Origin of the sequence: Martelella lutilitoris, assembly GCF_005924265.1 — a bacterium.
GTDB lineage: Bacteria > Pseudomonadota > Alphaproteobacteria > Rhizobiales > Rhizobiaceae > Martelella > Martelella lutilitoris.
The window spans coordinates 21,207-41,870 of record NZ_VCLB01000005.1 but is presented as its reverse complement, the minus strand read 5'-3'; the positions used below and the strand labels follow the sequence as shown (position 1 = coordinate 41,870).

At 62.0% G+C, this 20,664-nt stretch carries 20 protein-coding genes and 2 pseudogenes; 4 read left to right on the top strand and 18 right to left on the bottom strand.

All coding sequences use genetic code 11. The annotated features are described in order from the left end of the window. Window positions 1-74: 74 nt before the first annotated feature. The 5 genes from FF124_RS09365 to FF124_RS09345 all read right to left on the bottom strand — a co-directional run bounded on the left by FF124_RS09365 (window position 75) and on the right by FF124_RS09345 (window position 4,983). Window positions 75-923 carry an enoyl-CoA hydratase/isomerase family protein gene (locus FF124_RS09365; protein ID WP_138748242.1) on the bottom strand — a complete coding sequence of 283 codons (849 nt, stop codon included), beginning with the start codon at window positions 921-923 and terminating at the stop codon, window positions 75-77. Between the two features lie 281 nt (window positions 924-1,204). Then, entirely contained in the window at window positions 1,205-2,542 is a 1,338-nt protein-coding gene (locus tag FF124_RS09360) for a sensor histidine kinase (protein ID WP_138748241.1), read from the bottom strand. Further along, a complete protein-coding gene (locus tag FF124_RS09355; protein WP_138748545.1) occupies window positions 2,542-3,213 on the bottom strand; it encodes a response regulator transcription factor in 672 nt (223 codons plus the stop codon). The genes FF124_RS09360 and FF124_RS09355 overlap by 1 nt, the downstream gene beginning before the upstream one ends. A gap of 75 nt (window positions 3,214-3,288) precedes the next feature. Beyond that, window positions 3,289-4,167 carry an SDR family oxidoreductase gene (locus FF124_RS09350; RefSeq protein WP_138748240.1) on the bottom strand — a complete coding sequence of 293 codons (879 nt, stop codon included), beginning with the start codon at window positions 4,165-4,167 and terminating at the stop codon, window positions 3,289-3,291. Between the two features lie 69 nt (window positions 4,168-4,236). Further along, window positions 4,237-4,983 carry an SDR family NAD(P)-dependent oxidoreductase gene (locus FF124_RS09345; RefSeq protein ID WP_138748239.1) on the bottom strand — a complete coding sequence of 249 codons (747 nt, stop codon included), beginning with the start codon at window positions 4,981-4,983 and terminating at the stop codon, window positions 4,237-4,239. A gap of 127 nt (window positions 4,984-5,110) precedes the next feature. Here FF124_RS09345 and FF124_RS09340 point away from each other — a divergent pair, with 127 nt between their 5' ends. Then, on the top strand, window positions 5,111-5,755 hold the full coding sequence (locus FF124_RS09340; protein ID WP_138748238.1) for a TetR/AcrR family transcriptional regulator: 645 nt from the start codon (window positions 5,111-5,113) through the stop codon (window positions 5,753-5,755). A gap of 68 nt (window positions 5,756-5,823) precedes the next feature. On the opposite strand, the gene FF124_RS09335 is transcribed toward FF124_RS09340, so the two are convergent. After that, a complete protein-coding gene (locus tag FF124_RS09335; RefSeq protein WP_138748237.1) occupies window positions 5,824-6,759 on the bottom strand; it encodes an NADP-dependent oxidoreductase in 936 nt (311 codons plus the stop codon). Window positions 6,760-6,817: 58 nt separating this feature from the next. After that, window positions 6,818-7,186, bottom strand: a complete 369-nt coding sequence (locus FF124_RS09330; RefSeq protein ID WP_138748236.1) for a hypothetical protein — start codon at window positions 7,184-7,186, stop codon at window positions 6,818-6,820. Window positions 7,187-7,286: 100 nt separating this feature from the next. Here FF124_RS09330 and FF124_RS09325 point away from each other — a divergent pair, with 100 nt between their 5' ends. The 3 genes and pseudogenes from FF124_RS09325 to FF124_RS09315 all read left to right on the top strand — a co-directional run bounded on the left by FF124_RS09325 (window position 7,287) and on the right by FF124_RS09315 (window position 8,860). Beyond that, the gene (locus tag FF124_RS09325; RefSeq protein ID WP_138748235.1) at window positions 7,287-8,207 is read left to right on the top strand and encodes an AraC family transcriptional regulator; all 921 of its coding nucleotides are present in this window, start codon (window positions 7,287-7,289) and stop codon (window positions 8,205-8,207) included. A gap of 161 nt (window positions 8,208-8,368) precedes the next feature. Further along, window positions 8,369-8,545, top strand: a pseudogene (locus FF124_RS09320) (zinc-binding dehydrogenase); the annotation flags it as partial. A gap of 15 nt (window positions 8,546-8,560) precedes the next feature. After that, on the top strand, window positions 8,561-8,860 hold the full coding sequence (locus FF124_RS09315; protein WP_138748234.1) for a putative quinol monooxygenase: 300 nt from the start codon (window positions 8,561-8,563) through the stop codon (window positions 8,858-8,860). 234 nt (window positions 8,861-9,094) lie between these two features. On the opposite strand, the gene FF124_RS09310 is transcribed toward FF124_RS09315, so the two are convergent. The 11 genes and pseudogenes from FF124_RS09310 to FF124_RS09260 all read right to left on the bottom strand — a co-directional run bounded on the left by FF124_RS09310 (window position 9,095) and on the right by FF124_RS09260 (window position 20,525). Beyond that, window positions 9,095-9,427 carry a hypothetical protein gene (locus tag FF124_RS09310; protein ID WP_138748233.1) on the bottom strand — a complete coding sequence of 111 codons (333 nt, stop codon included), beginning with the start codon at window positions 9,425-9,427 and terminating at the stop codon, window positions 9,095-9,097. 97 nt (window positions 9,428-9,524) lie between these two features. Continuing rightward, a pseudogene (locus FF124_RS09305) lies at window positions 9,525-10,699 on the bottom strand (acyl-CoA dehydrogenase family protein). 10 nt (window positions 10,700-10,709) lie between these two features. After that, entirely contained in the window at window positions 10,710-12,380 is a 1,671-nt protein-coding gene (locus FF124_RS09300; protein WP_138748232.1) for a class I adenylate-forming enzyme family protein, read from the bottom strand. 52 nt (window positions 12,381-12,432) lie between these two features. Continuing rightward, window positions 12,433-13,740, bottom strand: a complete 1,308-nt coding sequence (locus FF124_RS09295; RefSeq protein WP_138748231.1) for a TRAP transporter large permease — start codon at window positions 13,738-13,740, stop codon at window positions 12,433-12,435. A 29-nt stretch (window positions 13,741-13,769) separates the two neighbouring features. Continuing rightward, the gene (locus FF124_RS09290; RefSeq protein ID WP_187326887.1) at window positions 13,770-14,327 is read right to left on the bottom strand and encodes a TRAP transporter small permease; all 558 of its coding nucleotides are present in this window, start codon (window positions 14,325-14,327) and stop codon (window positions 13,770-13,772) included. 96 nt (window positions 14,328-14,423) lie between these two features. Continuing rightward, window positions 14,424-15,533 (bottom strand): C4-dicarboxylate TRAP transporter substrate-binding protein, encoded by a 1,110-nt coding sequence (locus FF124_RS09285; protein ID WP_187326886.1) that lies wholly within the window; start codon window positions 15,531-15,533, stop codon window positions 14,424-14,426. A gap of 66 nt (window positions 15,534-15,599) precedes the next feature. Continuing rightward, window positions 15,600-16,562, bottom strand: coding sequence for an alpha/beta hydrolase (locus FF124_RS09280; protein ID WP_210237457.1), 963 nt, complete (start codon window positions 16,560-16,562; stop codon window positions 15,600-15,602). Between the two features lie 56 nt (window positions 16,563-16,618). After that, window positions 16,619-17,467 carry an SDR family NAD(P)-dependent oxidoreductase gene (locus FF124_RS09275; RefSeq protein WP_138748227.1) on the bottom strand — a complete coding sequence of 283 codons (849 nt, stop codon included), beginning with the start codon at window positions 17,465-17,467 and terminating at the stop codon, window positions 16,619-16,621. Continuing rightward, entirely contained in the window at window positions 17,445-18,209 is a 765-nt protein-coding gene (locus FF124_RS09270; protein ID WP_138748226.1) for a citryl-CoA lyase, read from the bottom strand. The genes FF124_RS09275 and FF124_RS09270 overlap by 23 nt, the downstream gene beginning before the upstream one ends. Next, window positions 18,206-19,726, bottom strand: coding sequence for a class I adenylate-forming enzyme family protein (locus FF124_RS09265; protein WP_138748225.1), 1,521 nt, complete (start codon window positions 19,724-19,726; stop codon window positions 18,206-18,208). Before FF124_RS09265 ends, FF124_RS09270 begins: the two co-directional genes overlap by 4 nt. Continuing rightward, the gene (locus FF124_RS09260) at window positions 19,704-20,525 is read right to left on the bottom strand and encodes an IclR family transcriptional regulator (protein ID WP_138748224.1); all 822 of its coding nucleotides are present in this window, start codon (window positions 20,523-20,525) and stop codon (window positions 19,704-19,706) included. The genes FF124_RS09265 and FF124_RS09260 overlap by 23 nt, the downstream gene beginning before the upstream one ends. Between the last annotated feature and the right edge of the window lie 139 nt (window positions 20,526-20,664).

Below are 20,664 nucleotides of genomic sequence, written 5' to 3'. Positions count from 1 at the left end.
GGGAAAGGATGCGCCCTGCCGGGCAATCAAAGCGGGCGGCTTCGGCTGCTCGGCAGGACAACCCCAATGTCTGGTCAAAAGGGGTTGCGGGGATCGGCCAGCAACGCCGGATCCGGGACAACCGATTTGCTCGCCACATTTGCCAGCATCTGATGCGCCATGTGGAAGCCGAAATCTTCGGAGATCGCCTTCTTCCAATGTCGCGACAGGATGTTGTGGGTCGCCCAGCGCGTGTAGCGCGGCCGTTTCATCATGTAGCGGGCGAGGTCCCAGGCCCTGTCGAGAAGCGCGTCCCGCGGAAAGATCTCGTTGACGAGTCCGTATTCGAGGGCCATTGGCGCCGGAATGGATTTGGCCGCATAGATATAATAGGCGGCGCGCTTTGGACCCATCAGGGCTTGCAGCGCCATGCCCTGCCCGTCGCCCGGAGGGCTTCCCAACCAGAAGTGGGGATCCATGAAATCCGCGTCCGGCGCTGAAAAAGTGACGTCGGACAAAAGCGCGAATTCCGTGTGGACGCCGGGACCGTTGACGGCTGCGATGGTGGGCATGTCGATGCTGTAGATGAAGCTTTCGATATGCTTCCACCCGTCCATCATCCGCTGGTAGATGTGGTCCGGGTCCAGATCCGACGCCGGTTTCGGGTTGAGCCCTTTCGGATCGCCCATCATCCATTTGTCGCCCGTGCCGGTCAGGATCAGCACCTGGTTCTCGGGATCGTTGCCGACATCCTGCCAGACGCGGGCCCATGCGTTGTGGGCGGCGTGGGTATGTCTGTAGGGGCCGTCGTCGGTGTGCATGCGCAGCTCGATGATGCCGCCTTCGCGCCGCATCCTGAAGAAGCGCTCGTAGCGCTTCGCATAGTCATCGAAGGATGTTGGTGCGGCATAACCCGGCCATTCCGCGCTCGGATCCCAGGTCATGAGCACTGCCCCCGGGAATGGGTGGCGGACGCTGCGATCGAGGTGGGGGCGAGGAACGCGGTCGGCCGCGAAGTCGCCCGGCCTCTTGCCCGTGATGTGCGATTGTCGGTTCTCATGAAATCAGCTCTCGTTTCAATGCCGCCGCGGACTGCGGCGATGGTTCGCGCGCAAAGATGGAACGGAAGAATTGCGGGGACATTACGGGCAGCGCCATGGATGCCGACGGAAGCCCCTGTCAGCAAAATATTCTCTTTTCGCGGCCTGAGGACCGCTCTTAAAGCCTAAAGCCGCATTGTTACCCTGGTGCCGCTGGAGCTGCTTTCGATACTGACATGCCCGCCATGACTTTCGACGATCTGCTTTACCAGGCTCAGTCCAAGGCCTGCTCCCCGGCCGTTCGGAACCACGCGATAGAAAGGCTCGAACACCAGGTCCTGATGATCCGCCGCTATGCCGGGGCCTTCATCGCTCACGCTGATTTCGCCGTCCGCCAATGCTGAAACCGTGATGGCCCCATGGCCGCCGCCGTGCTCGATGGCGTTGCGGATGAGATTGCCGATCACGCGGCGCAGGGCGGCGCCGTCGCCTTTGCGCTCGACGCACATTGCGTCGCCATGAAACGAAATCTCGTAACCCGCCGCGATGGCGAGCGGCGCGAGATCCGCCACCGCTATGCGCGCGATATCGACGAGATCCACCGTTTCGGCGAGATCGATCGTCTGACCGCCGCGTTCGAAATCGAGAAGTTGCTCCGCCATATCCGCCAGGCGCGCGACATCATCCAGCAATCGTGTGCGTTCCGGGCCTTCGGACAGGCCCTCGATGCGCGTCTGCATGATCGCGATCGGCGTCCTGAGTTCATGCGCCGCGTCGACCAAAAAACGCTGACGTTTCTGGAACTCCTTCTCGATACGGTCGAGCGCGCCGTTGAACGCTACGACGAGAGGCGCAACCTCCTTGGGAATACCGGCGACCGGAAGCCGGTCCCCACGCTGCTTGAGCTCGATCTGCGATGCCATGTCAGCGACGTCGCTGACGCGCGCGATCGCGCGCCCGACGATGCGCGGCACCGCAAGAAAGATGGCCGGCAGCGCGATTGCGAGCAGCGACAGGTAGATCGGATAGGCCTCCGCGAGGATCGCAAGAACAGGCCAGCCTTTGCCGGCGGCACCGCCAAACAGGATCCTGACGTCGCCGATCGGCGTCTCGACGTCCTCGATCGACGCGATTTCGGGCACGCCGCTCGCCCCGCGAATATCGGCCGAATGAAACAGGCTCACGAGCGGCGCGATGGCGGCATAGTTTGCGGGGACGGCTCCATGGGAGACGGAATCGCCGTCAGTTGTGGCGACCACGAACCAGAGCCCGTCGTTGCGCGCGATCAATGAACGAAGGGTCGGCGTATCTTTCAGCGCGAGATCGCCTTCACGGTCGCGCTCAATCGCCTCCGCCACGGCGGACTTGACCGCATGCTCCATGGCGATATTCGGCGAAAGCACCATCGTGGCATAGACGGAAAGCCCGACGATGACGACGGCAATGACGGCCGTGATCACGAGGCTGAGCTGCCAGCTCAACCGCCAACGGAGCGAGGGGCTGGATTGGCGTCCGGCGCGCATCATTCTTCCCTCAGAAGATAGCCGACGCCCCGGATATTGTGGATCGTTACCCCGGCATCGGCGTCCGCCAGCCGCTTTCGCAGCCTCGAAATATGGGCATCAAGAGCGTTGGATTGTATTTCCTCTTCGTAATTGTAGACCGCCTCCTCGAGCGTCGAGCGAAGAACGGTCTTTCCCTTCCGCCTGGCGAGCGCCTGAAGGACCAGAAGTTCACGCCGGGGAAGATCGAGCGGCACGGTGCCAGCCATGACATGAAGATGCAGCGGGTCGATGTGCAATCGCCCCACCCGGATAGTCTGTTCCTCCAGGGTCGGCGGCCGCCTGAGCAAGGCGCGCACCCGCGCCATCAGTTCCTCGATGAGAAACGGCTTTCCGAGGTAATCGTCCGCGCCAAGGTCAAGTCCCTCGACGCGCTCCATCGGTTCGTTTCTGGCCGTCAGCACGATGACGGGCGTATCAACCCCGGCCCGCCTCAGCTTCGGAATGAATGTCAGGCCCTCGCCATCCGGCAAGCGCCGGTCCAAAAGAATGGCGTCGTATGTGTTTTGAAGCGTGAGCTCGAATGCATCCGCGAGATAAACGGCATGGTCGATGACAATGCCGTGCTTGCCCAGCGCCGCCGACAGCGCATTCGCCAACTCCCTTTCATCTTCAATCAGCAGGAGTTTCATCGCTTCTCCGTGTTCCATGCGGCAATCTTACGGGCCGAGATTGCAGCAGCATTACGGGGATACGAAGACCTTCGTTCAGACCGAGTCCAGAATATCCTGGATGAGTCCGGCCTTCTGCAGGGGTTGCCATTGCAGCTTTTGCCTCGTCAGGACACTGGATGCCGGGACATCCATGCGCGCGATCCGGTCGAGCCAGCCGAAGTGGGATGCCGAGTCTTCTTCCGAAAGCGACCTCACCGGCACTTCCAGCCGTTTGCCGATCGCTTCGGCGACGTCGCGGACTGTCACGCCTTCTTCGCTCACGGCATGGTAACGCTCGCCGCTCACGCCATTCTTGAGGACGAGGCTGTAAAGCCGGGCGGCGTCGAGGCGGTGAACCGCCGGCCAGCGGTTTTGTCCGTCGCCGACATAGGCCGAGACACCGTGATTGCGCGCATGATCCATCAGGTAGAAGGCGAATCCCTGCCGGTTCCGATCGTGGACCTGCGGCATCCTGATGACCGACACGCTGACGCCGCTGTCGATCAGCGCCATGGCCGCCTGCTCCGATACGCGCGGCATGCCGTGAGCGCCGGCCGGCAGGATATCGGTCTCCGTCGCAACCTGGCCCATGAGGGGCGGCAGGCCCGAGGTGACGATGAACCTCTTGTTCGATCCGGCAAGGGCGCTGCCCATCGCCTCGATCGCGACGCGGTCCATCTCGCAGTTTTCCGCCATGCGGGAGAAATCATGATCGAAGGCCGTATGGATGACGACGTCGGCCTGCTCCGCACCAAGGCACAGGCTCTCCAGATCACGCAGATCGCCCCGCAGGACGTCGCAGCCGGCTTGTCGCAAGGCATCAGCTGACGGTTCCGACCGCGCCAGTCCAAGAACCTGGTGTCCGTCGTCGAGCAGGTTGGGCACGATCGCCGAACCGATGAAACCGGTCGCGCCGGTCAGAAAAATGCGCATTTCATATCCTTCAAACTGGCTTTCGTTACGGCTTGTCGCTCTCAGGGCAACCCGTCCTTCCGCGCGACTTCACCAAGGCACGGTTCCGTTTTCATCGGAGAAGGTTCCGGTGGGGCCGTCATCGCCGATCAGGGCAAGCCGCACCGGCTCGCGCGCGCCCTCTTCCACGCTGCGCGTGCCGTTGAAGTTGTTGAGCGCGGTCGACGTAAAGCCGGGGCATGCGGCGTTGACCTTGATGTTTGTGCCTTCGAGCGCCAGCGCGAAGGCCAGCATCACGGCGTGCGCCGCCGCCTTTGACACGGAGTAATTGCCGAACATCCGCCGATGATCATTGGCGGAGTCGGAGTTGAGCGTCAGCGATGCGCCGGAGCTTCCGGTGATGACGATGCGGCCCGCAGGCGCTTCGCGCAGAAGCGGAAGCATGGCCTGTGTTACCGCGATGACGCCGAACACATTGGTCTCGAACACCGTCCGGATATCGGCAAGCGGCGCGTCGGTCAGCAGGTTGGTCCTGACGGCCTCCGCAAAGTCCTGGTTCGGCTTCGCCCGTGAGATCCCGGCATTGTTCATCAGGATGTCCAGACGGCCGAACCGGGTGCGGATGAGAGCAGCCGCCCGGGCGATCGATGCTTCATCCGTGACATCGAGCTGGATGGCGTGGGCGCCCGCCCCGATGTCCTGCGCCGCCTTCTCGCCCTTTTCAAGGTCGCGCGCCCCGACGATCACCGTCAGCCCTTTTGCAACCAGGTCCTTCGCAATTTGAAGGCCGATGCCTTGCGTGGCTCCCGTGACGAGAGCAATGCGTTCATCCGACATGAAGACGTCTCCTTGTTTCTTCGCTGGCTTTTTGACGCCCGGCGGCGTATTAAACGGAACAGTCTTCCGTCTATATACGGAACATTGTTCCGCTTAACAAGCGTATGTTGGAGAATTTCAGGAATCCATGGCTGGCAGATCGTCGGAACGGAGCGTGCGCGCGGATGCGCAACGCAATATCGAGACATTGGTGCGCACCGCACGGGACGTGTTCACCACATCGGGTGTCGAGGCGCCGATGCGCGAGATCGCGGAAAAGGCAGGCGTCGGGGTCGGGACCATCTACCGCAACTTTCCGCAACGCTCCGACCTGATTGCAGCGGTGTTTCGCAGTGAGGTCGACGCCTGCGCGGACGCTGCAGCCTCTCTCGCAGAAGCCTATCCGCCCGCAGAAGCGCTCGACCGCTGGATGCAGCGCTATGTCGACTTCATCGTTGCCAAGCGCGGGCTGGCCGCCGCGCTCCATTCGGGCGACCCGGCATTCGAAGCGCTGCCGGCCTATTTCGACAGCCGGTTCGAACCTGCGCTGCAAAGACTGCTCGATGCCGCCGTCGCTGCCGGGGAAATACGCCCCGACGCAAACCCGTATGATCTCCTGCGCGCGGTGGCGAGCCTCTGCATGCCGTCAAGCGACGGCAATCCGGCAGCCGCGCGCCGGCTGGTCGCGCTTCTGGTTGACGGGCTGCGTTACCGCGCGGCCGGTCAGCAGGGCGCTGCGGGTCCCTCACATAAGCCTGAGGAGAGTGTTTCACAGTCAGGTAGAAACACCTGACGTCGGCGAAAATTCACCAAAACAAAGAGATAGAGCGCTTCCACCGGGATGGTGGCTGCTCGCCAGTCCTACGCCATGGGCGCAATCACCAGCTTCCCCTTGGGGTTGCCCGTCTTTTCGAGCGCGATGATGGCGGGGATGGCTTCAGACAGCGGCACGACGCGACCGATCACCGGGGCGAGCCTGTCTTGCGCGGCCGCTTCAGAAATGCCCGCGAAGCTTTCGGGGGTTGGGTTGGCGATCACAATGTGATGGCGCGGTGAAAACAGGCAGCCGATCATCTTGGCGGGCGTGGGGACGATGTGCAGTGACCTACCGCCCTTCCGGAGCATTGCGCCACACTGGCGCAGCGACAGCGCGCCTGCGGTATCGAAAATGACGTCGAACCGGCGTCGATAGGCCCCGATCTCGAAGGCGTTGTAGTCGATCACCTCGCTCACGCCCAGCGCCTGAGCCTCCGCGCGCCCGGATGCGCGACAACTGCCGGTGACGATTGCGCCTTGCATCCGCGCGATCTGCACCGCCGAACGCCCCACGCCTCCCAGACACCCGGTGACAAGAACGGACTGCCCCGCACTCAGTTTCGCCTTTGCGATGAGGCCGATCCAGGCTGCCGAGCCGACAACCGTCAGTGTCGCCGCCTGTTCGAACGTGATATTGGTTGGCTTCGGCGCAATGTTTTTCTCGTCCGCCACGACATATTCCGCGAAAGCGCCGGCGTGCCGGATCGAAGCGGCGCCGAAAACCTCGTCGCCCACCTTGAATCGCTCGACATCGGGTCCGACCGCATCGACCACGCCGGAAAAGTCATGGCCCAGACCGCGCGGAAAGCGCGAACCGGACAGCATTTTCATTTCGCCGCGCCGGATCTTCCAGTCCATCGGGTTGACGGATGCGGCCTTGACGCGGACCAGAATCTGGCCGCGTCCGGGTTTCGGCTGATCCACATCGGCCAGTGAAAGCTCTTCCGGATTGCCATACTTGAAATACTGGATGCGCTTCATGATGGGTTCTCGTCAATTTTCTCAAGCTTGAAATCAGTTGGCGGCGTGAAACCCGACATCATCCCGCCCACCAAACCCAGAAAAAGGCGGCCCCAAGCACCGCCTCCGCGACGGCCGAACGAAAGATGCCCGCGCCGGCACGCCGCGCCAAAAACTCGAACACGCCCAGCCCCGCCAGCAGGAGGGCCGTTCCGCCCATGACAAGGCACACCGCTGAGCGGATTTCCGAAGTGGCGGCCGTCCTGCCAAGGAAGAACATCAGGGCGAGGCCCAGATACATCAGGCCCATCCGACGAAACACAATGAGCGCGCCAGCCGTGCTCTCGAGCCCCCACTCCCTGAGAACGCCTCCGCCGAAGACGATAAAGCGGATGCCGAGAACGCAACAGGCGAACGTCATCACGAGCGCCAATATCTCAAAGGTCAAACTAGATCTCCTCGTGCACATGAACGCTGAAAGCATCATAGGCCGTCGACTTCAGACGAACTATGCGTCAAAATCCCGATTTTGTTGGAGATCATCCAGAATGGACCCTTTATCCGATATCATCTCTTTCCTGCGACTGCGAAGCTATCTCGTGGGCGGCTTCGAGGCCGGCGGCAACTGGTCGGTCGGCTTCGACGCCCATGAGGCCATCAAATGCTACGCCGTCACCGCCGGCGCGTGCTGGATCGCTGTGGAAGGCGCGGGCGCACCTGTGTTTCTGCAGAAGGGCGATTGCTTCATGCTGCCGCGCGGTCAGCCGTTTCAGATCGCCAGTGACCTGAGCCTGCCGCCGGACGATTGGCGCCGCCACTTTCTCGGCACCGAGGAAGGCGCGCTGGTGAAGCTCAATGACGGCTCAGGCGTGACCGTGCTCGGCGGCCATTTTGCGCTCGCGGGCCCGCAGGCCGAGATTTTGCTCGGCATGCTGCCGCCAATCGTCCATTTGCGCGGCGAGGCTGAAACGCTGCGCTGGGCCTTCGAGCGGATGCGAGAGGAACTGACCGATCTCAAACCGGGCGGCATCCTCATCGCGCAGCAGCTCGCCGCGATGATCTTTATCCAGGCGCTCCGCCTCTATCTCAACGAGAACAAGGGGACCGGCTGGCTGTTCGCGCTAACGGACCAACGGATAGGTGCGGCCATCAAGGCGATCCATCGGGAACCGTCGCGGCGCTGGACGGTGGAAACGCTCGCCGTTGAAGCCGGCATGTCGCGCGCCAGCTTTGCGGCGCGGTTTCGGCAACTGGTCGGTGAAAGTCCGATCGAATATCTCACCCGCTGGCGGATGCGCCTCGCCGAACGCAGCCTGGAGCATGGCGAACCCATCGGCGCGATTGCCCTTTCGCTCGGCTATGAATCGGAAAGCGCGTTCAGAACCGCCTTCAAGCGCGTGACGGGCACGACGCCCCGCCATCACGCACGTTCGTCGGGACATCGCAATGCCGTGCGTTTCCTCGCTTAGGCCAGCACCTCCTTTTGGCTGCCTTGCCAGGCGCGTCGTCGTCCTCCCGGAAAGGAGGTCGCGAGCGACGGCGCGGAGGCTGTCGTCGTTCTTCCAGCCGACCGATTTCATGATATCGCTTGAGAAACGGAGCGATGCACCGCTTAAACGGGGCATCGCCCGCGACCCAGGTCCGCTCCAGCGGCGCGCAACTGACGGAACTGGCCCGCCTGCTCGACGACGGGAAAATCCGCGTGGTCGTCGACAGCATCTATCCGCTTTCCGATGCCCGACAGGCGCATGAACGGGCCGCCAAGGGTCATATCCAGGGCAAGATCGTGCCGGCGGTCAGCATGTGAAGGGGAGAAAACGCCATGCTCATACTCATGGGGTACATCCACATCGATCCGCCGGACATCGACGCATTCGTCCGCGACGTTCAGGTGATCAGCCTCAGAACGAAGCCCGAAAAGAGCTGCCTGTTCTACGGCATCACCCTGGATGACAGACCAACGGGACGCTTCCTGGTCGCCGAGCGCTGGCAGGACAGGGAAGCGCTGACGGCCCATCTCGCAAGGGCCGAGACACTGACGTCCCTGACGACCTGGGGTGACCGTATGAAAGGCGACCTCCAAACCTACACGGTGATGGCGGAAAGGCACGGTTTCGACTGAACGCCGCGCCCGCAACGGGCGCGGCGCTCCAATGAGAATCGGCTGGTAATACCAGTACCCGCCACCGCCGCGTGGATCACCGCAAGCCTCTTTATTGTTTCGGCAGCATAAAGCGTATTGTGGCGTAGTACCTGATACCCTCGGATGGACCTGAGTCATTCCACTCCATCGTCTCCTAGGTGGGTAGGGCTTTGATTTTGCTTGCGCTTTCACCGCGTGTCGGCATTCGTACCGTCAAAAGCGCCGTAATGTTCTCAAGGTATTGAAATTACTACATATTTCCAAAAATCGCGTTTTCGTTACCACCCGAACGGCCTGATCGACGATTGCAAAATCCCTCCATCCCGTTCGAACGAGACCCGACGCCCCCGCTTCCACCAGATAGACACCGGGAATGCCATTCACGTCATGAGTATGAACGAAGAGAAGGTCGGCCTCGGCGACGATCATCGCCTCGGCCGCACCGCCGCCGAAACCACCAACCGCTTCGTCAAATTCCAGCGCCAGCAACGCCAATCCGGCGAATCTCTGCCAGATCGCCGGATTAAGCCCGTTCTCACGTTCCATCGCCGCGCGCCGGGTTGCAAAATCATAGATCGGCGAGGAAGCGCCCGAGACTGTCGCGCAGCGTCCGCTGCTCGTCAGAGAACTCGAAATCCATTTCTCACAATCCCAGAATGGTGGTGGCGATAATGTTCTTCTGCGTCTCGCTGGAACCGCCGTAGATCGTGGCCTTGCGATGATTGAAATATCCTGCTGCGGCAGCATCGACCCAATCCGGACCCGGGCTCACGCCATTCCCCGGCACGAGACCGCCAGCCACCTCCCAGAACAGTTCGGTAATCGCCTGAATGACCGCCGAGGACTTCTATTTGATCACCGAAGTCGCAGGATCCGGCTTGCCGCCTCTCTCTCCCGCTTGCATGCGCGAAAGCACCCGCAGCGTCGTGAGTTCCAACGCTTTCAGGTCGATCTTCACCATTGAGAAACGGTCACGGAAACGCGGGATTTCTCAGAGGGGGCGACCGTTCCGGAGCCGCCCCTGCGTTAGCCGCCTGACCTCGGCCAGATGCGCCTGGTGGAGACCGATCCGCGCCATTCCAAAGCGTTCGTTGCCAAGGAGGAACTTGGCGTAACTCCAGCCCTTGCCGACTGTCCCCACCACATTCTCGTCCGGGACGTAGACATCGTCGAGGAACACCTCGTTGACCTCATGCGCCCCGTCGATCCTAATAATCGGACGCACGACCACGCCCGACTGCTTCATGTCGATCAACATGAAGGAGATACTGGCGTGTTTGCGCTCCTCCCGCGATGTGCGCACCAGCGCGAACATCCAGTCGGCGTAATGGGCACAGGAGGTCCAGGTCTTCTGGTCGTTGATCGGCCAACCGTCGCCATCGCGGGTTGCACGCGTGGACAAGGAGACAAGATCGGCCCCCGCGTCCGGTTCGGAGAAACCCTGAAACCACCAGCCGTCCAGATTGGCGAAGCGCGGCAGGAAACGGCGCTTCTGCGCGCCGGAACCGAACCGGAGGATCACCGAGGCTGCCATGACGACGCCGAAAGCCATCGGATCCGGTGCGCAGGCGCGCTGATATTCCTCGGTAAATATATAGATCTGGTTGGCGCTCCAGCCCGGACCGCCCCATTCGCGTGGCCAGCGCGGAGTCGCCCAGCCCTGGCCGTTGAGAATTCGTTGCCAGTCAACCACCATGGCCTTGGGCAACAAGCGGCTCTGACGCACATGGCGCGCGGTCTCGCCTGGCAGTTGGCGGCGATGAAGGCGCGAAGTTCCTGCCGGAACGCTTCCTCTTCGGCGGTGGGCGCGAACTCCATCGGACTTCCTTTATTTGGCCGAGCCCGCACTCAAGCGCGCAGCCTCTTCATCTTTCAGAACCCGTCTGGAGGCCTTGCCGACGGCCGTGCGCGGCAACGAATCCCGAAACTCCAGGAACCGCGGCACTTCGTGCCGGCCGATCTTGTCAGAAAGGAAGTCCTGGAGCTCTTTCAGCGTGAACGGGCTGGCCCCTTGATTGAGACAAATGAAGGCCTTCGCACTTTCGCCGCGATAGGCGTCCGGGACTCCGATCACGATGGCTTCGCTGACATCAGGATGACGATGGATCGCGTTCTCAATGGTGAGTGGATAGACGTTGTAGCCACCGGAAAGGATGACATCCTTCTTGCGGTCGACAAGGAAAACGAACCCGTCCTCGTCCATGTAACCGATATCACCGGTCAGCAGCCAGTCCTCATGAAACGCGGCGGCGGTCTCCTCCGGCCGGTTCCAGTAGCCTTTCATGATCGACGGGCCACGAAGGATGAATTCGCCGGTTTCGCCGATGGCCAGCACCCTGTTCGGGTCTTCGGGATCGACGACGCGGAACTCCATCGCAGGGTTCGGGATGCCGGTAGCGCCCAGCTTCTCTTCAGGGATGTTGCGTGGCAACTGACAGCCAAGCGCCGAAGACTCGGTCATTCCCCACCCCCCGCGCAGGCGCAGGCCCGTTAGCGCAAGGATTCGGTTGTAAACCTCACGCGGCAACGGCGCGCCGCTGGCGGCGACATAGTCGAGGCTGGAAAGATCTCGTCCGGAGATTCCCTGCACGCCCAGAATGCCGATCCACATCGTCGGGACGCCGGCCAGGGTGTTGATCCCCAGCCGTTCCACATCGTCGATGCAGGCGGCTGCGTCGAAGCGCTGGCGCAGGCTGATGTAACCGCCTTCCTGCGCACGCCGCATCATGTTGCCCACGAGCCCCATGATGTGAAAGAGCGGCGCGTATTGCAGCGCTTTCTTGCCGGGCTGGGCCGCCGGCTCGTCGATATTCACATGGGCGACAGTCTGGGCCGCCGCTGACAGGTTGCCATGAGTGAGCACCGCGGCTTTGGGCGCGCCTGTCGTACCTCCGGTGAACTGCAGCAGCGCCGGATGATCCAGAGGCATGTCGAGCGGCAAATCCTCGGCCGGCTCATGGCCTGCCAGCAGAAGCGACACTGGTCGCGCGCCGGCAAGTGGCCTACCGTCCCACTCCCTGCCCGGCACGGCATCCGGGCAAATGAAGATCGGCGGCAAGTTGCCGTGCGGGAAAGCCCTGGAGAGCGGGGCCAGCATGTCGGCGGCATCGGTGGAGAACAACAGCTTTGGCGAAGTATCCTCCACCTTGGACGCGATCTCTTCCGGCGCATCCAACGGCGATAGATGTGTCACCGTCGCCCCTACCGCCAGCGCGCCGAAGAAGAGCACCGGATGCCACGGGCAGTTGGGCAGATGCAGCGCGACCCGGTCACCCGGCAAGATACCGGCGGCGCGCAACGCCGCAGAGGCCTGCCCGACGCGCCGGCGCATCTCGCCATAGCTGATCTCCTCGCCCCGGTACTCGATAAAAATGCGGTCTTCGTACTGAGCGAATGCCCTGCCGATCAAACGATTCACGCAGATCGGCTCGGGTTCAAAGAACGGATCCACATTAGGCGAGTAAAAGCGCGCCCAGATCGGCTTCTGTCTGTTGGTCATGTCCTGCTTCCTTGCCAGACTGCTTGCGATGAACGGGAAAGCTGCGACGGATTCAGTGCATCAACTCTGGCAACCAGAGCGAAAGCTGGGGGAAAGCGATCAGCAGGACCATGATGACGAGTTCACAGACCAGGAACCAGGACACGCCACGAAAGATCACCGAGATCGGCACCTGGTTTCCGACGACGCCCTTGACCACGTAGACGAGCAAACCCACCGGCGGCGTCAGCAGCCCAACTTCGATCATCTTGACCACAATAACGCCGATCCAGATCAGGTTCACGTCCAGCGCGTGAAACGCCGGCAGGAAGACCGGAAGGGTCAGCAGCATGACGCCAATCGGATCCAGGAACATGCCGAGCACCAGATAGACCAGCGCCATGGTGATGACGAGTTCGAGCTCGCTCAACTGCATCTCGGTCACCGCGTCGGCGATGGCGCCGGGCAGGCCAGCCATAGCCAGAAAACGGGTCAGTAGAACCGCGCCAATGGCGAGGAAGAAGAGCGATGACGTGGTGACCAGCGTGTCACGCGTCGCATCGCGCAGCGACTTGACAGTGAGCTCGCCCCTGATCGCCCCGATGATCAGCGAGAACAATGCGCCGAGCGCACCGGCTTCGGTCGGCGTCGCCAGACCTGAATAGATGGACCCGATCACCCCCAGAATGAGAAACGGCAACGGCCAGATCTGCTTCAGGATGGAGACCTTCTCCGACCACGTCACCGTCTCGCGCACCATCGGCGCGAGCGACGGGTTACGGGTACAGCGCGCGATGATCATGGCGGAGTACAATCCCGCCGTCAGCAGGCCGGGGATAATCCCGGCGATCAGCAGCTGTCCGACCGACTGCTCGGTAAACCAGCCGTAGAGAACGAAAGGAATGGAGGGCGGAATCAAAGCGCCTAGCGTACCGGCTGCCGCGACCGTGCCCGTGGCGAGAGACGGCGCATAGCCGAAACGCAGCATCTCGGGGATTGCAAGGCGTCCAACAGCCGCACTGGTGGCGACCGAAGAACCGGACGCGGCTGCAAAACCGGCCGCAGTGAAATTGGTGGCCACGGCCAAGCCGCCGGGAACGCCGTTCAGCCACATGCGCGCCGCCTGGAACAGACTCGACGTCATTCCGGTATGATAGGCGATCGCGCCCATCAGCAAAAACATCGGCACGGCCGAGAGTTCCCAGCTCGCGGCGAAATTGAACGGCAGGGATCCGATCATGCCCAAGGCCGCGGTCGGATTGCGTATAAGACAAATGCCGACGAAGGATGAAAACCCCAACGAAAAGGCGATCGGAACCCGACAGGCAAGCAAGACCCCTATGCCAGCGAGAACCAGAAGGGCGATGGACGTGTCAGACATTGTTTATCCTCAGAAACTGAACACGCAAGTCAGTCGGCATTCGCGGACGCGTGGTCGATGAGCGGTTCAGCAGTTTCGGGCAGGAGCCTGATGCCAAAGAAGGAAAACGCAATGTGCCGCACCAGATGCAGCAACAGGAAAACCTCCATCAGCAGACATCCCAACGGAAAGAACCAGCGCGCAGGCCAGACATCCATATGACGCGTCGCGGTTTCCCAGATCTCGCGTATCTGCGTCTTGTAGACGGCCTCATCGAAGCCCTTGACGAGCATGATCCCGACATAGCCCAGCCCAATCAGGCATCCCACGGCCTTGAAGAACGCAAGCTTGCGTGGCCCGAGCCCCTGCGTGAACAACTCAACCTCGAGATGATTCTCATCTCGCGTGACGATCCCGAGCGGCAGAAAGATAAGGGCGGCCATGTAGTAGGAGGAGACCATCACCAAGGTGCCCGGAATGGGCATGCTGCAGCAGTATTTCAGCAGCACATCGAGCGAGATCTGGATCATCATCGTGAACATCACGGCGCCGGCCAGAAATCCGGAGAAGCCTGACAATCGACTGAAGAGCTTGAAGAGGATTTGCATAACGCCTCCCTGGAGTATGGCTTGCCGGAGATTCGCGCGGGCAGGCATCTGCAACTGCCCGCGCGGCCAAGGCCGAACGCCCGTTCCTCTGGCGGATCAAAGCTTCGAGAAGATCTCGTCCTGGAGCGCCTTCTCGTAGGCCTCCGGATTGCCCTCGCCGATCTCTTCGACGATGCCGAGCCACTTGTCATAGGCGACACGATACGCCTCGATTGCCGCTTCCACGCCGGGCGTCCCGCGCTCCATCTCCATCTCTGTGACGCGGGTGAACTCTCCTTGCTGCAACGTCTTGAGGGCCGCCAGCAGATCGTCGGAGGGTTTCAGCAATTCGATACCGTCGGCCAGACCCGCTTCAAGCACCGTCTGGTCATCATGCATGTAGCCATAGGTCTGGTCGGCAACCAGCTTCGCCGAGTTGTCGATGAACACCTGGCGTTGCTGCTCGGTTAGCCCCTTCCAGACACTGGTGTTCATGTCGGAAATGATCGTTGAAAAGGCGACGCCGAATTTCAGGTCGGTCACATACTTGACCATTTCCTTTAGATTGAAGGACTCCATCCACGAGGTCGGACCGGCAACGCAATCCACCTGACCACGCTGGAGCGCCTCGTAGGTCTCGCCCGCGCCGACCGCGACCGGCGTACCGCCCAGTTGCGCAAAGACATTGCCGACGCTCGACGTGGCCCGGATCTTCACGCCCTTGAGGTCCTCGAGCGTGACAACAGGCTTGGTGCACATCAGCGCATAGGGGCCGCCGCCGCCAAGGGCCAGGCTGATGAAGTTGTTCTTGTCCGCCTGTTCAAGGCATTCTGGACACCTCAGCATCGCCACTTCGTTGGCGGCGGCCAGCCCGGCGCGAGGATCGCTCACCGCCGCCATCAGGCCGCCGATAGCCGAGAGCGTGGGCAGATCGGCGGAGGTGTAGATCGGCACCAGCGTCGCGCTGTCAACCACGCCGGCGCGAACGTTGGGCAAGAGTTCCTTGGAACCCCCCAGACTGCCGCCGGTATAGACCTCGATCGTGATTTCGCCATCGGTCTGTTCCTTGATGCGCTCAACATAAGGATAGTAGGCATACTTCATGATCGGATGAGTCGGGGTGATATAGGTGACGTAGGTGATTTCCTTGGCCATGGCGCCTCCGCCCGTGAGAGCGAGCGTCGCGCCCAGCGCCAAGACTTTTGCAAAGGTCGTGTTCAGTTTCATAGGTTCCTCCCAGTTTTGTGCGCTTTCGTCTCCCGCCCGGCCGCACATGCCCGGGACGGGCCTTGTTCACCGACGACGCCCGCCGATTTCCTCCACGGTCGGCATCGTCGCGTGCATCGCTTCCCGAATGACGCCGCAAACGGCGCGGAAAACCTCTTCGGCGGGCGGTGACACGCTGCGGGCGCGTAGAAAGCCGTGCAGCATTCCGGGCACCACCGTCAGGCGCGTCGGCACCCCGGCCCCGGCAAGACGACCGGCATAGGCCGTTGCGTCGTCAAGCAGAGGATCGTATTGGGCGGCGACGATGAGCGCCGGCGGCAATCCGGAGAGATCCGAAGCCGCGGCGGGCATGTCGGCCAACGCCAGAGGATCGGCGCCTTCGGGCAGATAATCCGACCAGTAGCGCTTCATGTCCTCGGTTTTCAAAAGCGGCATGGCCGCATTCTCGCGATAGGACTCGGTGCTGAAATCCGGCGTAATCGCGGGATAGATCAGCATCTGAAAACAGGGTGCAGGAAGGCCGAGGCGGCGCGCCATGTGGCACAGGGAAGCGGCGATAAAACCGCCCGCGCTATCCCCGCCGACCGCAATGCGCCCGGGATCGATCGCATGGGAAGCGGCTTCGGCGATGGCCCAGCGCAATACCTCGAAACCATCCTCGATGGCTGCCGGGTGACGGTTTTCCGGAGCCCTGCGGTAGTGCACCGATATCACCTGGATGCCGGCATGGGCGGCCAGTTCGGCAGCGAGAGTGTCATGCGTTTCCAGATCGCCCTGAACCCAGCCTCCCCCATGAAAGAAGATGAGTGTGGGCAGTCGCTCGTCATCCCCGGCTTCGGGACGGTACAAGCGCAACGGGATCTCCCGTCCCGGGCAGGCAAGATACCAGTTTTTTCGATGCAACCCGTCCTGCGGGGCGTCGTCCATCGCGGCGCTGTAGCTTCGAAAGCCAAAACGCATTCTCTCGCGACTCGAGGCCGATTTCGTCTGGGCCGAAATCCCCGTCACCCTGTCAAGATATGCGTCCACGCCCTCCGCGAATAAAGGCTCGGGGCCGGTCTCACGCCGCTTTTCGCTCGCCTTGCTCATAGCGGTTGCCTTGCGGTAGCGGAAAGCCCGCCATCGACTACTAGTTCCGTTCCGGTGATGTAGGCGGCCCGATCGGACGCGAGAAAAACGGCGGCGTCCGCGACTTCCCATACGCTGCCCATGCGTCCCATCGGACACTGGCGTCCGCGCGCCGCGCGCGCGGCATCCATGTCCTTGCTGTCATAGGCGTCCTTGAGGGTAAGCGTGATGCGCGGCGTGTCGATCAACCCGGCAATGATGGCGTTGACGCGGATGCCATCCGGCGCGGTCTCCACCGCCAGCATGCGACAGAAGTGGTTCGCTGCAGCTTTGGTCGCGGAATAGGCAAGATGCGGGAAACCAACGAAACGCATGCTTGCGATCGAGGACGTGACGAGGATCACCCCCCGCCCGGCTTCACGCATGGACGGCAATACCGCCTGCGTGGCAACGTGCAGCGAGGTGAGATTGGCGTCGGCGAAACGGCGCCAGTCGTCCGCACTGGTGTTGTTGCTCGGCCCCGAGCGTCCGAGACCGACATTGCAGTACAGGACGTCGATCCGCCCGAATTTCTGCAGCGTTTCGGAAATCAGCGCGATAACGCTTTCATCGCGCAGCACGTCAACCTCAGCCGAACTGGCGTCATGGCCCTCCTCGCGCACAATGCGGGCGGTTTCCGCGGCCTCTCTACCATCCACGTCGGCGGCCACGACGTGCGCGCCCTCGCGTGCCATGGCGATGCAGATCGCCCTGCCGATGCCAACCCCTTCGCCGATCGACCCGGCCCCGATGACCAGTGCCACCCGACCGGCAAGACTGCCGCGCGCCGCACTCAGTGCGGCCTCAGACTTCGAATGGAATGGCATCGCTGACCACCTCCCAGATATAGCGACCCGACGGACGCTCGAGTTCCTCGGAGATATGAGCGACCAGACCGGCCGAACGGGCTATCACGGCAATGCCGCGCATCACCTCCGGCGGCACATCCATATCACCCATCAATGCGGCGCAAGCCCCTGTCGCGTTGATGGTCATGTGACGACCAAAGGAGCGATCGATCACCTCACCCAACAATTTGAGCGAATTCAGGTAATGCCTCGGCCCTTGGCTTTCCTCGCCCAGCTCAAGAAGCCGGATCGAGCGAGGATCGTCGGGTCGGTGCAGATGATGGCCATAGCCCGGGATGTGGGTGCGACGAGACCGGTGTTCGGCGACAATCGCCTCCGCCTCGCGCTCCCGATCGGCGCCTTCCAGCGGCACGAGCCGGGCCAGAAGGCGGGCATTGTTCTCGATCGTGCCGACGAACTGGCTTCCCACTGCCAACAACCCGGCTGCGATCGCGCCTTGCAGGTTTTCCGGCGCACTCATATAAACCGAGCGAGCAGCGATCGAACTTGGCGTCAGCCCGTGCTCCATCATCGTGATCAGGATGGTGTTGAACACCCGGATCTCGTGCTCGGTCAGATCGCGATTGAGGATATGTGCGATCATCACCTCAACGAAGCCGTGCGACCCGTCAAGCAGATCCTCGACAAGATTCTTGTCGCGATAGAACACCTGATCGTCGGTGTAGCGACAGAGGCCGGTTGTCGGCTTGCTCTGTTTCACCCGTTCACTCCCGCAGCTTGTTCGGCCTGGCTGTCCGCGACCAGTTGTTTCCTCTGGATTTTGCCGAAGGCGTTTCGCGGCATACGGTCGTAGAAGCGCACCGACTTCGGCGTTTTCACCGGGCCGAGCCGCGTCCGCAGAAACGCAATGATCTCACCAGGATCGGCGGCCGCGCCCTCCTGCATCTGCACGGCCGCGTGGACCGCCTCGCCCCATTTCTCGTCCGGTACGCCGAAGACTGCGCAATCGACCACGCCGGGGAACTGCCCCAGGGATGGCTCAACCTCCGACGGATAGACATTAAAGCCGCCGGTTATGATCATTTCGCTGGTGCGACCGCGGATCGAGAGATAGCCCAGATCGTCCTTGCAGCCGAGATCGCCGGTGTGGAGCCAACCATCAACGATGGTTTGCGCCGTCAGATCCGGCTGACCGAGATATCCCTCCATCAGCAGGTCGCCGCGGATGACGATCTCACCGATCTCGCCGGGCGGCATCAGGCTGCCGTCGGGCGCCATGATCTCCACTTGGGTGAGAAGGGTGTCACGGCCGACAGACTGGCGCAGTTCGGGACGGGCCAACTCCGATGGGCTGATCATCGTGGCAACTTGCGACGCTTCGGTCTGGCCGTAGGTCGAGCCGATACGCTCGCCGAAGATCTCCTGGGCGCGGGCGATCGCGTCCGGCCGCATCGGGCCTCCGCCATAGATGAGGTTGCGTAACGCGGCGTAATCCGCATTCCGGGCCTCCGGCAGCTCCATCATCATATAGATGACGGTGGGTGCCAGAAAGGTATGCGCGATCTCCCGATTCTGCAGGCAGTCGAGCGTCGCCGACGGCGCCGGTCGGTCGAGCAGGACGACGGTGCCCCCGATCGCAAATGTCGGCATCAGATAGGTCGATGCACCGTGTGTGATGGGTGCTGCGGCGAGATAACGATCCCCTTCCCGCATCTTCCAGGAGACGATCTGCGTGACGATATTGGTGTTCCAACCGCGATAGGACTGCATGACACCCTTGGGCCGTCCAGTGGTACCGCCCGTGAACTTGATCGCCTGAGGCGCATTCAGCGGCAGGCTGACCGGGGCCGGCCGCTTGCCCGCATGGGCATGCATCAGGGCCCGCGTGGAGTTCTCCGCATCGGGGCCATCGCAGACGAGCAGTTTCCCGCCGGCTGACGCGACCTTCGGCACGAGATCGGCATGGGCGATCACGATACTCGCCTGTGTGATCTCGATGACGTTCAGGATATCTTTCTCGGGGTTGGTGTACTGCAGAGGCACCCAGACCTTTCCGGCCGCCATGATCGCAAGCATCGCAATCAGGTTCTCCAGAGAGTTATGCGCACAGATCGCAACGCGCGAACCGGGATCCGGATCGAGGCTCTGAAGACCTGCGGCCAGCGCGGCAACGCGAGCGCCCAATTCGGAATAGGTCAGGACCTGATCGCCGAACTCCGCTGCCGGACAATCCGGCCAGCGCCGGACCGCACGTTCAAAGTGTTGAATCGGATACATCTTTTTTCCTAGTCGTAGTAAAACCCAAACGTCCGATTGCCTCACGCATCACCGAGAGAACCTCCTCGATCCGAGGGCCTCTTAACCGGGAATTGATGGTTGCCAACGAGACTGCGGCGACCGGTGTGCCGTCGTTGTCGCGCGCAATGACCGCGATACCGCCGACCTCAGGCAAGATCAGCGACTTGTTGAAGACGTAGTCTCCCCGATCCATGCCTCGGACCATGGATTTCACCGCCACCGCGGTGAGGTTGCCGTAACGCGCGAAACGTTCCTCGTGCAGCCGGATGTGTGCGTTTCGTTCCTCCTCCGGCAAGACGGCCAGCAATGCCGCTGCCCCCGCCCCGACACCAAGTGGCCGGCGGGCGCCGACATCCAGCGTGTTGGTGCGAATCGGAAATGACCCGGAAACACTATCGATGCACAGCGAGTCGCTTCCCACGCGGACCGACACGAATACCGTGTCGCCGGTACGGGCCGCGATCTCATCTGCTGCCGGACGCAATTGCTGACGCAACGCCTCGAACTGCTGGGGCGACCCCGCAGTAGAGGCCATACGAAATACATTCAGGCCGATATGGTAAAGCTTGGAATAGGGATCGAAGCTGAGCAGACCGCCTTCGACAAGACCCTGCAACAGGCGTCGCGTCGTTGCGGGATGCAGATCGGCCAGGCGCGAAATCGTGCTGAGGTTCACCCCCGTCCGATTGCGCTCTGCGATGATCGGCAGAAGCCGGCATGCGCGCACGAGCGACGACTCGGACTGTTCTGGCGATGTTGCCTCGGCCGATTTGGCCATGTCTCGCTCCTCCTCCAGGACGCGGCGCGGTTGTCGCGCCGATCTCCCGATCTACCCTGACTCCGTTTCTCCGACGGACCGACAGGCCTCTTCAATACGGCGGACGTTATGCAAGGCGAGCGGAGCGAGTCAAATCAAA